The sequence below is a fragment of the Pseudobacillus wudalianchiensis genome (assembly GCF_001685015.1).
GTDB lineage: Bacteria > Bacillota > Bacilli > Bacillales > Domibacillaceae > Pseudobacillus > Pseudobacillus wudalianchiensis.
Map to the genome: position 1 here is coordinate 272,257 of NZ_MAYT01000012.1, position 16,883 is coordinate 289,139.

13 protein-coding genes are annotated in these 16,883 nt (G+C 38.9%); 12 read left to right on the forward strand and 1 reads right to left on the reverse strand.

Annotated features, from left to right (window positions below):
- The first annotated feature begins 156 nt into the window (after window positions 1-156).
- A complete protein-coding gene (locus A8F95_RS09145; RefSeq protein ID WP_065410222.1) occupies window positions 157-2,208 on the forward strand; it encodes a S8 family serine peptidase in 2,052 nt (683 codons plus the stop codon).
- 70 nt (window positions 2,209-2,278) lie between these two features.
- On the opposite strand, the gene A8F95_RS09150 is transcribed toward A8F95_RS09145, so the two are convergent.
- Entirely contained in the window at window positions 2,279-3,106 is an 828-nt protein-coding gene (locus A8F95_RS09150; RefSeq protein ID WP_065410223.1) for a hypothetical protein, read from the reverse strand.
- 210 nt (window positions 3,107-3,316) lie between these two features.
- Here A8F95_RS09150 and A8F95_RS09155 point away from each other — a divergent pair, with 210 nt between their 5' ends.
- The 11 genes from A8F95_RS09155 (at window position 3,317) to A8F95_RS09205 (ending at window position 16,767) form a co-directional block, all read left to right on the forward strand.
- Window positions 3,317-5,371, forward strand: a complete 2,055-nt coding sequence (locus tag A8F95_RS09155) for an S-layer homology domain-containing protein (RefSeq protein WP_065410224.1) — start codon at window positions 3,317-3,319, stop codon at window positions 5,369-5,371.
- Between the two features lie 339 nt (window positions 5,372-5,710).
- Complete coding sequence (locus A8F95_RS09160; protein WP_065410225.1) at window positions 5,711-6,457, forward strand: YveK family protein; 747 nt, start codon at window positions 5,711-5,713, stop codon at window positions 6,455-6,457.
- On the forward strand, window positions 6,447-7,154 hold the full coding sequence (locus A8F95_RS09165) for a CpsD/CapB family tyrosine-protein kinase (RefSeq protein WP_065410226.1): 708 nt from the start codon (window positions 6,447-6,449) through the stop codon (window positions 7,152-7,154). The genes A8F95_RS09160 and A8F95_RS09165 overlap by 11 nt, the downstream gene beginning before the upstream one ends.
- Window positions 7,155-7,261: 107 nt before the next feature.
- Window positions 7,262-8,032: a tyrosine-protein phosphatase gene (locus A8F95_RS09170; protein ID WP_065410227.1), complete on the forward strand. Its 771-nt coding sequence runs from the start codon at window positions 7,262-7,264 to the stop codon at window positions 8,030-8,032.
- A gap of 328 nt (window positions 8,033-8,360) precedes the next feature.
- On the forward strand, window positions 8,361-10,193 hold the full coding sequence (locus A8F95_RS09175) for a polysaccharide biosynthesis protein (RefSeq protein ID WP_065410228.1): 1,833 nt from the start codon (window positions 8,361-8,363) through the stop codon (window positions 10,191-10,193).
- Window positions 10,194-10,212: 19 nt separating this feature from the next.
- Entirely contained in the window at window positions 10,213-11,247 is a 1,035-nt protein-coding gene (locus tag A8F95_RS09180) for a Gfo/Idh/MocA family protein (RefSeq protein WP_077247294.1), read from the forward strand.
- Window positions 11,238-12,572 carry a nucleotide sugar dehydrogenase gene (locus tag A8F95_RS09185; protein WP_065410230.1) on the forward strand — a complete coding sequence of 445 codons (1,335 nt, stop codon included), beginning with the start codon at window positions 11,238-11,240 and terminating at the stop codon, window positions 12,570-12,572. The genes A8F95_RS09180 and A8F95_RS09185 overlap by 10 nt, the downstream gene beginning before the upstream one ends.
- A 19-nt stretch (window positions 12,573-12,591) precedes the next feature.
- Entirely contained in the window at window positions 12,592-13,854 is a 1,263-nt protein-coding gene (locus A8F95_RS09190; RefSeq protein ID WP_065410231.1) for a lipopolysaccharide biosynthesis protein, read from the forward strand.
- A gap of 32 nt (window positions 13,855-13,886) precedes the next feature.
- Window positions 13,887-14,456 carry a GNAT family N-acetyltransferase gene (locus tag A8F95_RS09195; protein WP_065410232.1) on the forward strand — a complete coding sequence of 190 codons (570 nt, stop codon included), beginning with the start codon at window positions 13,887-13,889 and terminating at the stop codon, window positions 14,454-14,456.
- Entirely contained in the window at window positions 14,456-15,409 is a 954-nt protein-coding gene (locus A8F95_RS09200) for a methicillin resistance protein (protein WP_065410233.1), read from the forward strand. The genes A8F95_RS09195 and A8F95_RS09200 overlap by 1 nt, the downstream gene beginning before the upstream one ends.
- A complete protein-coding gene (locus tag A8F95_RS09205; RefSeq protein WP_065410234.1) occupies window positions 15,406-16,767 on the forward strand; it encodes a polysaccharide deacetylase family protein in 1,362 nt (453 codons plus the stop codon). Before A8F95_RS09200 ends, A8F95_RS09205 begins: the two co-directional genes overlap by 4 nt.
- Window positions 16,768-16,883 lie beyond the last annotated feature (116 nt).

Here is a 16,883-nt window from a genome sequence, read left to right on the forward strand (position 1 = left end):
AGAAACTGAGCCTATTATATCACCTGTATAAAGGGAAAAACTGCTAATCTTCTAAAATAAATCAATATTATTTAGAAGAGTTAGAAATAAAAGAAAACAGGTTATACATAACTAACAGCTTTTTTTCAACTATTCCATCAATGAGGAGGGCGCATCATGAAAAAAGGATGTTCAATAGCTCTAACTGGGCTGCTTGTTTTTTCGTCGTTTTCAGTTTCTGATGTATTAGCTGATAAGAAGGAGAAGCCGTTGGTCTCTCAGGAAAAAGCACTCAAGAACGAATTGACCGTTGAGAACAGTCATTTGAAGAGGAAAGAAAAGCTGAAAGAGAAAGCTGCAGAGGGTGAAGTGATTGTCCAGTTTAAGAAAGAAGCAGATACGGAGCCGACACTAAAAAAACATGGATTGAAAAAGTATAAAAAGGTAAAAAACAAAAATATTCATCTCGTAAAATTCAATCATAAAAAAGAATCAGTGGATAAGGTAATAGAAAAGCTTTCAAACGAGGAGGACGTTGTCCAAGTACAACCTAACTATAAGTACTACCCTGCTGGTTTTACAAATGACTCATACAGCAATCATCTATGGGGCTTCCACAATATCGGGCAGACCATCCAAGGTCAAATGGGAGTGCCCGATACGGATATGAATGTGCCGGAAGCGTGGAATAAAGTTGCGAATATGAATCTTCAACAAACAACTGTCGCTGTCATCGATACAGGAACAGATATTAACCACCCTGATTTAAAGAATAAAATATGGATAAATGAAAAAGAAAAGAACGGCTCCCCGAATGTAGATGATGACGGAAACGGATTTGTAGATGATGTGAATGGCTGGGATTTTTATAACGGTGATAACACGGTCTATGATGCTGTTGATGGGGATGAGCACGGGACTCACGTATCAGGAACCATTGCTGCGGAAATGGAAAATGGGGAAGGCGTAGCTGGAATTGCTCCTAACGCGAAGATCATGCCACTGAAATTTATCGGTCCAGAAGGCGGAAGTACGTTTGATGCTATTCAAGCCATTCAATATGCCAAAAGCCAAGGTGTGAAAATCTCTAACAATAGCTGGGGAAGTTATGGAGGATACCAAGGGGATATGCTGGCTAAAGTGATTGCTGATTCGGGTATGCTATTTGTGGCAGCAGCAGGAAATGAAAGCAATAATAACGACCAAACTCCATCTTTTCCTGCCAGCTACACGAACGATAATATCCTGTCAGTAGGAGCGATTGATAATCAAGGGAAGCTGGCCGGTTTTTCAAATTACGGAAAAACGAGCGTAGATGTGACGGCTCCTGGCGTATCCATTTTAAGTACAGTTCCTCAAAAACCGCCTGTAACGATTCCTGGGTATGGAGCATCTGTAGAAGCGTCAAACGGCAGTTATAAAGCGATCGTAAATGGATTTGGCTTTGAAAACATCGAAACTCTAAGTCAACGAAAAGAGATGTTTGCCAAATCGCTGAACTATTTGGGAGCTTCCAAAACATCTCCTATTTTACTCGTAGACGACGATGAATCAGATGCCGGGTATCCATCCTATGTATCTATTTATAGAGAGCTATTGACTTCACTCGGCTACACATATACAACAAGGACTGTTAATCAAGCAGCGAATGGGCCTGACGCTAACACGCTGAAGCAGTATCGCACCGTTATTTGGTTTACCGGGCAAGGATTCGGTCCTTCCAATGCCTATGCTTTAACAGCCAACGATCGTTATGCTTTAGAGTCCTATTTAAATAGCGGCGGTAAATTGCTTCTTTCCGGCCGGGATGCTATTTGGGGAAGCGAAAATAGCAGTCTTGTCAAAACTAAACTGGGGATTAATTGGATAGGGGAATCAACGGCGGCCGATGTAACAGGAAATAGCGGCACAGCTTACGGCCTCAGCAAGTACGATGTAAAGCCGATTGAATACGCTGATTTTTATGCCTCTAACAATCCGGCTGTCACAAAGATCAATTTAGCCTATCCAGACAGAGTCATGCACTATAACGACTATGAATACTTTGATGGAACGTCCATGGCTACTCCGCATGTCTCAGGTGTGGCAGCCTTAATGATGGGAGTAAACGGAAATCTTACCCCTATTCAGATCATTGACACGTTGAGAAAGACCGGAAAGCCGATGACATTCGGTTCAGAGAAAATAGCAACTGGAACGTTTATTGATGCATCTAGGGCAATAGAGTAGGAAGGTGTCAAAAGTAAAATATAAACGGCAAAAAGGCAAAGAGCTGACTAGAAGCTCTTTGCCTTTTTTATCATCCGCCTGTTGCTTTGCTCAACAAAGCTTTTTTACGGCTTTCTTTCGCACTCTCATAGCTATCTTTAAAAGCTTTGGCATGGGAGGAACTATAATTATTTTTCTTTAATTCACTGACAAGTGAGTCATAAAGCGTATTAAAGGCAGCATCGGTCTTCGCTTCGACAGCACTCGCTGCTCCCGTATATTTCTGATAGAAGTAAGCCGGGTTAATTGCCTCGCCATTAGCTTTTTTCTGGGCATATTCACTTTTCGCTTGGCTGATTAGCGATCCTAGCTGACCCTCCGCTTGGCCTTGTAAGCTGCTGAAAGAAGGGGCATAACGCTTTTTGATTGTATCAACAGTGGCTTTTTGACTTGGTGCGGCTGATGAAACAGGTGGAGCTTTCGGATTATTGCTTTGGGTACCATTCGGGGAAGTAGCATTTGTTTTTCCATCTGTGCCGGCCGCCGTTGTTTTCCCTCCGTCGCTTGTGCCGTTATTTTTACCTGCAGGGAGTGTGTTCGCACTGGCTGTTCCTTTGCTGCCAGGTGGATTGGAGTCTGATTCTGACAGCCACTTTTTAGGGTCTACTGTCGTCCCATCGGTTAAAATATAATGCCCTTTTTCGTTGACCAGCACATTGCCATTAGCATCTTTTTTAACTCCTTCAGGGAGCGGTGTGCCGTCAGGTAATTGTATACTATATTGCTTTTCTATAATTTCATCGACTTTTTTATCGGCGACATCATACTTCTTTACTTTCATAAAGTAATAGACGGCAGTTCCGGTGCCGGCTGCCAATACTAGCAACGTAACTAAAGCGATTTTAAAAAACTTCCTCATGAACTTACCAGCCTCCGCAATCTTTAGTTTTTTAATAGTATACCATGAGAGGCAATAGATGGAAGAAAAAATTGACAAAAAGAAAATATATGTGGAATTATATTACTAAGTTTCCAAATATAATTGATTGTCAAAAAACTATGCTATATGATATGGATAGGACTTTTGACAAGGGAAGTACATAAAAAATAATTTAAGAGGTGAAAAGAATTGAAGAAGTATCCATTTAGCAACAAAGCTATGAAAGCTATGATTGCTGCAACGGTAGCTTTCACACCGCTTGCAGCTACGAGCTCTCTTTTTCATGCTGAGAAGGTAGAGGCAGCACAGAACTTTAGTAATTTAGATAATCTAGTATCTTATCTGGAGGGAGCGAAGACTAATCTAACTCCTGCCCAAAAAGAGTTAATCTTAGCTGCGCAGACAAAAGCAAGTAAGTTAAACTATGATGCTTACAAGAGTAAGATTTTCTCAAGCCAAGCAGACCCTGCTGCTCAAGAGTTGGCAATGGAAACTATCGAGTTTATTACAAAGATGAACTTGTTAGACATTGATAAAACGGCGATTGAAGAGTTCGCACAAATCCAAAGCCCTAAAGTAGAAGCTGTATTTGAAAAAGAAAATAAATCGGTTTCGATGAATCAATATTTAACTTACATCGGTAATGTAGAACAGGCATTTTTAACGAAGGTTAAATCTTCTTCCTTTGATAATGCTACAGCAGGTAACTATGCTAATGCTGTACTAACTGCATTATTAACAGCAGAAGATCCTAGTGGAGGAAATATTGGAGACACATTTGTTGATTTAGTTAATAAAGACCTCCAAACTGCCCGCGATGCTGTTAAGGAAATAGTTGTTGCCATTGATGGAAATGACCTCTTAGCAACAAAAGCTTTAATTAGCGCTCTTAAGAAAATTGATAGTGGCGGCGGTACTGGCGGCGGTGGAACACCACCAGTAACACCACCAGTAACACCACCGGTAACACCACCAGTTGACCCTAAACCAGGTGATAGCGGTGTAATCATAACACCTGTAGAAGAAACGGTTGGCAATGAAGTAATTGGTAAGATCCCAGATACACAGATTGATAAGATCGTCGATGCGATCACTACAGAGAAAAATGAAGTGGTGATTAGTATGCCAAAGGCGGAAGCAGGAAAAGAAGTTTCTGTTATGATCCCTGCTGGTTTAGTGGATAAACTAGAAGCAAAAGCATCTAATGCGGTGATTATTATTCAAAGCGGCAATGTGTCTTATGAGTTGAAGCCAGCGAATATTGACACAGAAGCACTGGCAAAAGAGCTAGGTATACCGGTTTCCCAATTGGCGCTAAAGGTAGCTGTGAATCCTGTGCCGTCTGCTAGAGCGACAGAGGTAACAAAAGCGGTACAAGCAAAGGGCGCAAAAGTTCTTTCACAAATTGTTGATTTCACTATCGAAGCAGTTGGAAATGGAAAGTCCGTTGTTGTTCATAACCTTGGCAACAGATTTATCAACCGTGGTTTTGGTTTAGATGTGAATGTGAATGCAAGCCACGCGACAGGTGTTCGTGTGAATGCTGATGGTACATTCAGTTCTGTTCCAACAAAGTTTGTTACTGAGAATGGTAAGTCAAAAGCGGTTGTTCGGTCATTACGAAATTCTGAGTATGCGGTTGTTGAAGGCGACGTTACGTTCCCTGATGTCGATAAAGGGGCAAACTGGGCTGAAAAGTACATTGAGTCACTTGCTTCTAAGTACATTATTGAGGGTGAAACAAACGGTCATTATAGCCCGAATAAGTATATGACACGCGCTCAATTTGCTGTATTGCTTGCACGTGCACTGGGACTTCCGGAAGTTGAGTATGATGGTCGTTTCAAAGATGTAAAAGGCAATGAATGGTTTAATAAGAATGGCGCCTTAATGGCAACGGTGAAGTACGGTATCGTTGCGGGTACATCAGAAAACACATTCACGCCGAATGCTAATATTACTCGTGCCCAAGCAACAGCGATGATAGGCCGTGCGCTGAAATTAGATTTCCTTAACTTTGATCCAGCTAAATTAGATAAAAACAAGAAGCTGGCAGATTTTAAAGATGGAAAGACAGTTGGTGCGGCTACTCGTGAAGATGTTTTAGTGGCCTATCAGGCAGGAATTGTTGGTGGTACCGGCGCTGGAACATTTGAGCCAGAAGCTTTTACAAAGCGTGATCAAATGGCAAAAATTTTAGGCGAATTCCTCGTTAAGGCTGACTTGATTAATGATTTGAAATAAGCAAAAAACGAACAGAGCAGTGTGAAGCACTGCTCTGTTCAAATTGTTCATAAAAGTAAATCTATCATTTTTTAGGCGCGAATTTTACTAATTAAAAATATATATTTTTAATTAGTCTCCTAGTCTGACAAATACAATGTATCTGTATATTTAAAAGAGCAGATGCCGATTTGCTCTGGTTTTCTATATGAAAAATATGTAAAAATGTCGAAATAAAAGGCAACAATGGCAACAAAATAAAAAAAAGGTAAATAATAATAAAAATATCACAAAAAAATACCAATTAATATGTTATAATTTCGATTATCAAAATGATTTTTAATTATTCAGGAGGACTGTATGGAAGAAACAATCAGCTTGCGCGAGTTGGTGGAAACATTACGAAAAAGATTGAAATTAATCCTGCTCATTACTTTCACAGCTGCCTTAATCAGCGGTATCGTGAGTTATTTTTTCCTGACTCCCATTTATCAGACATCCACTCAGTTACTAGTTAACCAGGCGAAGTCGGAGCAGCAGCTGTATAATCCGGCCGAAGTTCAGACAAACTTGCAGCTGATTAACACATATAATGTCATTATCAAAAGTCCGGCGATCCTTGACAAAGTTATTCAGAACTTAGATCTTGATCTGACTGCCTCCCAAATTAACGAGAAAATTACGGTCCAGAACGAAAAGGATTCCCAGGTTGTGAACATCTCTGTTCAAGATGAAGATCCGACAATTGCTGCCGATATTGCCAACGAAACAGCACGAGTGTTTCAAGCGGAAATTGTAAAAATTATGAATGTAGACAACGTTAGCATCTTAGCACCAGCCGAAGTAAAAGAAGGCATGGCTCCTATTAAGCCACAGCCGCTTCTTAACATTGCCATTGCGCTTGTCGTTGGTTTGATGGCTAGTGTCGGTCTGGCGTTCTTGCTGGAATACTTAGATAACACCGTTAAATCAGAACAAGATGTGGAAAAGCTGCTCGAACTTCCGGTGCTTGGCAGTGTGACGAGCATTGAAGCTGAAAGCAAAGGGAAAGACAGAAAAGCTACACAGAAAAAAGTGGCTGTAAGAGGTGAAACCATTGGCTCTTAAGAAAAACAAGAAAAAAGAAGCGCCAGGTCAGGCCCAGCGAAAACTTATCGCCAAAACTGACCCAAAATCGCCAATTTCTGAGCAATATCGTACGATTCGAACAAATATTTTGTTTTCTTCTGTTGATCAAGAGATTCGCTCTTTAATGGTCACATCTGCTGGTCCAGGAGAGGGAAAGTCGACGACAACAGCTAACCTGGCAATTGTATTCGCCCAACAAGGAAAAAAAGTGCTGCTCGTGGATGCAGATATGCGTAAGCCGACGATGCAATATACGTTTAATACTTCAAATACTATCGGTTTAACGAATGTACTTGCCAAGCAAAAAGTACTGGAAGCGGCTGTGTTTGAAACAGACGTAGATGGCCTAGACTTGCTCAGCTCAGGTCCAATTCCGCCTAATCCGGCAGAATTGCTTGGCTCAAAGGCCATGGCTGAGCTGGTGCAAGAAGCTTACGATCAATATGATGTGGTGATTTTTGACACGCCTCCTGTTCTGGCTGTGACTGATGCACAGGTCTTAGCTAACCAATGTGATGGCACGGTTTTGGTCATTAATAGCGGCAAAACAGAAATTGATGGGGCGTCAAAGGCTAAGGAATTATTAGAATCTGCCAAGGCAAAATTACTTGGTGTCGTTCTAAACAATCGTAAATTGAAAGAGTCAAGTTATTATTATTATTATGGTACCAAATGACTAGGAGAAAGTGTCGAAGGAATTTTGTGGGTAAATAGACATTACCGTAGTAAGATTAATCATGTACCTTTCATCAAGGTTCATTAATTGGAAAAGGAGATGAGCGCATGATTGATCTGCACTGTCATATACTGCCTGAACTAGATGATGGAGCGCCTACCTTAACAGCAAGCATTGCCATGGCTAAAGAAGCAGAAGCCCAAGGCATTACATCAATTGTGGCGACTCCTCATCATAAAAACGGTTCGTATGAGAACGAAAAGCAAACGATCTTAACGAGCGTTGCTTCATTAAACGAAGAATTGAAACAAGCAGGAGTTAACGTTGATATATTACCAGGCCAGGAGATTCGTATTTACGGAGAGATATTAGAAGATTATGAAAAAGACGAGTTGCTAACTCTTGGAGGGGAATCGTCTTATCTGTTTATTGAATTCCCATCCGGTTACGTTCCCCAGTATTCTGAACAATTGCTGTTTGATATTCAAATGAGAGGCTTACAGCCGATCATTGTTCATCCGGAGCGTAACCAAGAGTTGATAGAGCAGTCTGATAAGCTTTACTCACTTGTCAAGAATGGAGCGGCTACACAAATTACCGCAGCCTCCTACGTTGGCCGGTTTGGGAAAAAGATACAGGCTTTTACAGAACAGCTTGTTGAAGCTAATTTGACCCATTTGATTGCTTCTGATGCCCATAACACAAACAATCGTTCTTTCTATCTCTCAGAAGCCTATCGTCGCATGGAGGAAAAACTGGGTATAGACTTTGTTTATTATTTTAAGGAAAATGCAGAATTGATTTTAAATGGTAATAATCTATATAAAGAAGTACCAAGCCGTATCCGTAAGAAAAAGAAATTTTTAGGCATCTTTTAGATGCCAATCTTTTTTAATTTCTTATTGGATAATTATTCCCTTAAAGTAACAAAAAAGAACTTGTGTAATGATCCGGTAATGTCTCCTAACCGTTATCAATGGAGGCACTCGACTGTACTGTGGGTAGGAATAAAGTCTCATACCTTAGACGCAGGTCGTCAGTAGTACGGTGTGAGGGCGGGTTAAATGCCCATTTTTATACTACTGTTACAAGAAAGTATTAAAAACAGTTAATAAAGAACCGATCGAGTAAACGGTTTTTTATTAACTGTTTTTCTATTACTCCAGTTAGTTAAACATCATGAGAAAAGAAGGGGAGGGGATACAGTTGACTTATCGAAAGAGGTTATCATTTTTAATCGGCCTTGATTCGGCTATTGTCCTGTTTTCGATTTATATTGGCTACTTTATTTTACATCCGTATATGAATATTTACAGTGCCGGCACACTGGTGATTAGCTCTCTTTCACTTTTAGTCAGTCACCATTTGTTTGCTGCGATCTATAAGCTGTACATCAAGGCATGGGAATATGCCAGCGTCCGTGAACTCGTGGCGATTGTCAAAGCGGTCACCTTTACCATTGCTGCGACAGCTGTTGTTCAGTTGATCGCTTTCGGTGACATTTATGTGCGCGTTCTCTTTCTAACATGGATGCTACATATTTTGCTGATTGGCGGCTCCCGCTTTTCTTGGCGGATGTTCCGTGATCGTTTCATTACAGAATGCAAGGAGAAAAAACGCACGCTGATCGTGGGAGCTGGCTCTGGCGGTTCAATGGTTGTTCGGCAACTGCTGAATCATGATGTGGAACTCCAGCCGGTTGCATTCGTGGACGATGAGGAAAAAAAGCAGAAATTGCAAATACACGGTGTGACAGTAGCGGGAAAAACGGCCGACATTCCAAGAATCGTGACGGAGAAAAAAATTGACAATATTATCATTGCCATTCCTTCGCTGAAAAGACAAGAGATTCAGCATATTTACGAACATTGTGCCAAAACCGAGGCGAAGATCCAAATCATGCCGCTCATTGAAGATGTGATGACGGGCCGTGTATCGGTTAATCAATTCCGTGAAGTACAGGTAGAGGACTTGCTTGGCCGTGAACCGGTAAAATTGGACATTCAAAGCATCTCTGAATATGTCACGGGACACACGGTATTAGTGACAGGCGCAGGCGGTTCGATCGGTTCTGAAATTTGCCGCCAGGTGGGCACTTTTCAGCCGGCTAAAATTGTGTTGGTCGGACATGGGGAAAACAGCATTTATCAAATCGACATGGAACTGCGTAACAGATACAAAGACATGATTGAAATCGTTCCGATCATTGGGGACATTCAAGATCGTGAGCGCATGTTCAACGTGATGCTGGAACACGAACCGACCGTTGTCTATCACGCAGCGGCACATAAGCATGTACCGCTTATGGAATATAATCCGAAAGAAGCCGTCAAAAATAACATCTTCGGTACAAAGAATGTGGCAGAAGCGGCGATTGCGGCTGGCGTGGTTAAGTTTGTACTCGTGTCATCAGACAAAGCCGTCAACCCGACAAACGTCATGGGGGCCACGAAGCGAGTAGCAGAAATGGTCATCCAACAGTTGGATAAAGAAAGCGATACGAACTTCGTCGCCGTCCGGTTCGGCAATGTCTTAGGCTCACGCGGCAGCGTCATCCCATTATTCAAGAAACAAATCCAAGTAGGCGGCCCTGTGACCGTTACCCATCCTGACATGACAAGATACTTCATGACGATTCCGGAAGCATCCCGGCTTGTGATACAGGCAGGGGCACTCGCCAAGGGAGGGGAGATCTTTGTGCTTGATATGGGAGAGCCGGTCAAGATTGTGGATCTCGCTAAAAACTTGATTACCTTATCAGGCTATACAATAGAAGAAATCGGCATCGAATTCTCCGGCATCCGACCAGGGGAGAAAATGTTTGAAGAGTTATTAAATGAAAATGAAGTCCATCCCGAGCAAGTGTTTCCGAAGATTCATGTTGGAAAGGCTGCACAGGTGGAAGGTGAGGTGCTTTGGGAGTTTGTAGATGGGTTAATTGAAAAAAGCAATGCAGTGATGAAGGAGCAGTTGGTGGAGATTGCAAATGTAAAGTGTGGACTGCAGAGAGTAATGAGAGAGGCCGTAAGCCACTTATAGAGAAAGAGGGAATCTGATAATGAACTTTGCAATTGTGGGATGTGGCTTTATTGCAAAAAAGCATGCCCAAGCTATAGAAAACATAGAGGAAGCTAAACTGATTGCTGTATGTGATAAAGTAACAGCAGCAATGAAGTACTATACAGAAACATATGGAGCAACACCCTACACAGAAATGACTGATTTATTGGAAGACGAGCAGCTTGATGTTGTATGTATTTGTACGCCAAGCGGCCTGCATGCACCATTAGCAGAGGCAGCAGCTAAAGCAAAAAAACATATTATATTAGAAAAACCAATTGCAATGACATTAGCAGAAACTGATCGAATCATTAAAGCTTGTCATGAAAATAAAGTAAAGTTGGCTGTTGTTCATCCTAATCGCTTCCGGCCAGTTGTACAGGAACTGCGAAATATATTAGACAAAGGACTATTAGGGAAAATTAGTCATGCAAGCTGTATTGTTAACTGGAATAGGAACCAAGAATACTATGATCAGGCCCCTTGGCGTGGAACGAAGCAATATGATGGTGGTGTTCTTATGAACCAGGCAATTCATAATTTAGATTTACTTCTATGGTTCATGGGACAGGCGGAACAAGTTTTCAGTATGGAAGCGACACGCCTACGAAATATTGAAGCAGAAGATGTATCAACTGGGGTGATCCGATTTAAATCAGGTGCGCTTGGTACAGTGCAAGCAGCTACTACGGTTTATCCGCGTAATTATGAGGAATCCATTACTATTTTCGGTGAAAAAGGAACGATTAAGATCGGTGGAGCAAACGCTCTTTACTTTGAACATTTACAGATTGAAGGCATGACTGAAACAGAAGCACAAGCATTAAAAGAAAAAGTTAAGTCAGATCCTTGGGGAACACCGGGGCATCAGCATATTGTCAGTGACATGATTGAAGCAATTAAAGAAGAACGCAATCCAGCAGTAACAGGTGAAGATGGCAAGCGAGCACTTGAGCTTGTTCTAGCTTTTTATGAATCTGCTGAATTGAATCAACCAATCGAGTTAAAAGAGGGGGACTATGCATGTCGATAAAAGTAAAAATAAACAATATAGCTGAACAGCTGATACATAAGCTGGAAACGAAGACAGCGACAATCGGCGTGGTGGGTCTTGGTTATGTAGGACTCCCGCTTGCTGTAGAAAAGGCAAAAGCAGGCTATAACGTCATTGGGTTTGATGTGCAGGAAGAAAAAGTACAGAAGGTGAACAAGGGAGAAAATTATATTGGTGACGTCATTCCAGCAGATCTTGAAGCTTTAGTAGATAGCGGCAGATTGTCAGCCACTGCGGATTACTCCTTTATTAAAGAGGTAGATGCTCTAGCTATTTGCGTCCCTACGCCGCTTGATGTGTATAAACAGCCGAATATGCAGTATGTTGAAAGCTCCGCCAAAGCCATTGCAAAAAACTTTACACCAGGTACACTAGTTGTGCTTGAAAGCACCACTTATCCTGGCACGACAGAAGAGTTGATCAAACCAATTTTAGAAGAAACAGGGATGGTTTGCGGAGAAGACTTTTTCTTAGCTTACTCTCCTGAACGAGTAGATCCTGGAAACAAAGATTTTAATACAAAAAATACACCAAAAGTAGTTGGTGGAATGACACCGACTTGTACAAAGGTAGCCGCAACGATGTACCGCTCTGTGCTAGATGGGGATGTACACGAAGTATCCAGTCCAGCTGTAGCAGAAATGGAAAAACTTCTTGAAAATACATTCCGTAACATTAATATTGCTCTAGCTAATGAAATGGCAATCCTTTGTAACAAGATGGGCATTGATGTATGGGAAGTTATTGACGCGGCAGCAACAAAACCATACGGCTTCATGCCATTTTATCCGGGACCAGGACTTGGCGGGCACTGTATTCCGATCGACCCTTGGTACCTTACATGGAAAGCACGTGAATATAACTACCATACGAAGTTAATTGAGACGGCTGGAGAAATTAATGATAGTATGCCAGATTTTGTGGTTCAGCGTTGTATGGAGATTTTGAATAAACATGGTAAGGCACTAAAAGGATCAAACATACTCGTACTTGGTGTTGCTTACAAAAAAGACATCGACGATTACAGGGAATCACCTGTACTGCCAATCTTAAGCAGGCTCACAAATTTTGGAGTGGAGTGGAGAGTAGCAGATCCTTATGTGAAAGAGTTTAGATTGAATGGGGAAACATATAGAACAAAAGAATTGAAAGTGGAATTAATTAAACAGGCAGATTTAATAATCATCACCACGAACCATAGCGGGTTTGACTATGACATGATCAGTGAAAATTCAGCGGTGATACTAGACACGAGAAACACAGAATTAAGCTGCTTTGATCAAAATGTTTATTACAAATTATGATGTTTGAAAGAAGATATGTATGTTAAAAAAACTATTTCAAAGTGAATTTAGTAAGAACGTCTTAACATTGTTTACAGGAACGACGATTGCGCAAATTTTGCCGATTGCCATAGCCCCTATCTTGACTAGAATATATGGGCCGGAAGAATTTGGTGTTTTTGCTCTTTATACAGCCATAGTAGCTATTTTATCTGTTCTTTCGACAGGCAGATACGAATTAGCCATAATTATACCAGAGAAAGACAAAGAAGCTATTAATATTGCAGGCTTGGCAGCTTTTATTAATGTAAGTATATCCACTTTTCTCTTCTTAATTTTTTTGAGTGGTGGAGAACGTCTGACAAATGCTTTTGGAATTAATGATTTAGGTATATGGCTTTACCTTATACCATTTTCCTTAATATTGTTAGGCTTTTATCAAATAATATATTACTGGTTTAACAGAAGGAAAATGTATAAAGATATGTCTGTTAATAAGGTGATTCAACAGGCAGGAATCGGAACCGCAAATATTATTCTTGGTTATGCTAGCAATGGGATAGGATTAATATTTGGAACAATAGCCGGACAACTTTTCGCACTTAGTTTAATTATAAGAAAGTTTTTTAAAAAAGAAGATTTTTTTATTAAAGAAGTTTCTAAGAAAGAGATGATAATTCAAGCAAAAAGATATGTTAACTTTCCAAAGTATTTAACATTTTCTCATACTCTTAACATATCATCGAGTAACCTGGGAACTATCCTGTTTTCTAGTTTTTTTAATTCTATTACAGTTGGGTATTTTTCATTAACACAACGAATATTAAGATTTCCTCTAACTATTATTGGGAGTGCTATTTCCGATGTTTTTAGACAAAAAGCGGCTGAAGATATATTAAAGAAGGGGAATTGTAAGAACCTCTATATAAGAACTTTTGGCAGTTTGTTTTTACTGGCTATTATCCCTTTCACGCTCCTTTATATCATTAGCCCATGGCTATTTTCTTTTGTTTTTGGCAATGAATGGCGTGTAGCAGGGGAATATACTCGTTTAATGATGCCGATGCTTTTCTTTCAGTTTATAACAAACCCGCTAAGCAGTTTGTTCATGGTACTAGAAAAACAAAAGCTAGATTTATTATGGCAATCAGTATTGTTTATATTGACAACAGGAGCACTTGTAATCGGCTATACAGTATTTAATTCAATTGAAATGAGTATTATTTTATTTTCTTCAGCTTATAGCATAATGTATATTATTAACGGTATTATGACTTACAATTTTGCCGTACATGGTAAATGATTATGCGAAAAAAATATTCAAAAGAGGTCTTTATGAATCTTATAAAAAAGTTTGTGAGGTTTTTTGCTAGGAGACTTTTTGTTTTAGATAAAGTCATTCTTTTCAAAATGGATCAAGCCAATGAAGTTAATTCTCCAGTCATTTTAAAGAAAGCAGATATTAATAACATTAATGATATTTTAAACTTTCAAAATAAAAAATATTTAATACTATTTAAAAAGTTTTTAAAGGAAGGTGGTGTGGGCTACTTAGGATATCTTGACGACCGATGCATTCATCGTTCATGGGTAGTGGTGGAAGAGGGATCTTTGATTAACTTACATCCCTTGGTAAAGAGAAAATTAGATAGAAATGCAGTTTACATACATTATTGTGAAACTGCACCTGCTGCAAGGGGAAAAGGTGTGTATCCATATGTTATAAGTACAATTGCAAAAGATTTTCAAAATAAAACTGTGTTGATTTGTGTAAACAATAAAAATATACCATCTATTAAAGGTGTAAAAAAGGCTGGTTTTAAACCTGTAGAATCCGTAACGGTGATTGCTTTATTAGGAATAGTTATTAGAATGCAAAAAGACTTAAAAGGTGTTGAAGTTTAATGAACGATAAAGACAAATACCGTAATCTCTGCAAAGACGAAACAACTATCCCTATTTTTTCGAAAGACTGGTGGCTGGATGCGGTTGCTGGAGAAGGAAATTGGGATGTTATTTTAGTGGAAAAGGGTGACGAGATAGTCGCCAGTCTCCCATATGTAAAAAGAAAAAAAATGTTTTTAGAATACATTACTATGCCTCAATTAACACAAACAGCTGGTATATGGATTAAATATCCTAAAGATCAGAAGTATACTCGAAAGTTATCGTATGAAAAAGAAATTTTTAATGAAGTTATCAATAATATTCCTAAAGTAGATTATTTCTCTCAAAACTTTCATTACTCTATAACTAACTGGCTGCCTTTTTATTGGAGAGGATATAGTCAAACTACAAAGTATACATATGTAATAGAAGGTCTATCCAATTTGGATGAAGTCTTTAAAAACTTCAGTCAGGCAAAAAAGAAGGATATTAAAAAGGCTGAAAAAATTGTACGTGTTTTCTTTGATTTATCTGCTGAGGAATTTTATAAAAATCATACACTAACTTTATCCAAACAAAACTTAAGAATTTCTTATAGTTATGACCTTTTTAAAAGAATTTATGATACCGTTTATGCAAATGATGCTGGGAAAACTATCTATGCTATTGATGAAGAAGGCAACTTACATAGCGCTCTTTTAGTAATCTGGGATGAAAATAGTGCCTACGATTTAATAAGTACAATAGACCCTGATTATAGAAATAGTGGTTCAGCGTCTTTGTTAGTCAAAAATATAATTAGCTATATAGCTAACAAAACTGAAAAATTTGATTTTGAAGGCAGTATGATTGAAAACGTAGAGCAGTCTTTCAGAAATTTTGGTGCTGTTCAAAAACCGTATTTCAATATTTCCAAAACTAATTCAAAATTATTAAAAATTCGTAATAGCATAAAAGAGGTTATGAAATGATTTCTGTTTATTATCCGACTAATTTTCAGAATGAGCGGAAGTATATTATTGATATTATTTTGGGAGAGTTTTTAGGCTTGGTTTATAAAACCTGTGTATATGAAGGGCAAGATTATAAAATTGTTCTTAAAAATAAATGTACTATTATAATTAAGGATTCATTTTTTAGTTATCAAGCAGATAGTAATTATTTAAAATTTGAAAACATTCCTCAGGCTGTGAAATATACTGTTAACCCATTTATTGTGGAAGACGATGTGCCGGTCTTGTATGGAACAAATAATTTTGAAGTGACGGCTGATAAAATTATATGTGGAATCGATATTTTTGCTTCTTCATTTTTTATGCTTACCCGCTGGGAAGAGTATGTAAATAAAGAGCGTGATTTGCATAGTAGGTTTTCAGCTACTGCAAGTGTTGCGTATAAAAATGGCTTCCTTGACCGACCAGTTGTGAATGAGTACGTTGAAATGCTCTGGAGTATGCTTCTTCATTTAGGGCTGGAGCAAAAGCGGAAAGAACGGAAATTGGAATTTATTCTTACTCACGATGTAGATCATATTTCCTATTGGAAAGGTATAAAACGAACAATTCAAGTTTTAGGAGCGGATTTGATAAAAAGAAGAAATCCTTCCTTATTTTTAAGAAACTTAGTCAATGTAATTCAAGTTAAACTTGGAAAGCAAAAAGATCCATATGATACGTTCGATTATATTATGAATCTGTCAGAAGCAGCTAATATACAATCCCGTTTTTACTTCATGAGCGGTGGTGTTACAGAATTTGACAATAATTACCGGATTGATGAAACAGCGTCAACGGAGATTATTCGAAAAGTAACAGAGAGAGGACACGTGGTTGGTTTCCATCCGAGCTTTGGTGCTTATAATGATCCATTACAGTGGAAAAAAGAGAAGGAAATCTTGGAAGGAACGGCTGGTGTTGTAGTGAAAGAAGGAAGACAGCACTACTTACGTTTTGAAGCACCGGTCACATGGAATATTTGGAACGATAATGGAATGGAAATGGATTGCACATTAGGTTATGCAGATCGTGAGGGCTTTCGTTGTGGGACTTGTTATGAGTTTTCAGTATTTGATTTTATAAGTAGGGAAAAATTAAATTTAAAGGAGTATCCACTTATTGTAATGGAAGGAACACTTTTGGGATACCAAAATTATTCACCTGAACATATGGAAAAAAGAATTCTACACTTATTGCGAATAACAAAAAAATATAGAGGGAATTTTGTCTGTTTGTGGCATAATTCCAGTTTCCATATTGAACAGTGGAAGAGTTATAGAGTAGTTTATAAAAATATAATTAATACAATGAAAAAGGCAGATAAATGCAAATAAAAAAACTTTTAACATATTTATTAATCATTTTGTATAGGCTTCTTTTAGATGTTGGTTATTTATTATACGTTCATCCGAATTTTATATATCAGGGATTTGTATTAGAATTGAATTGG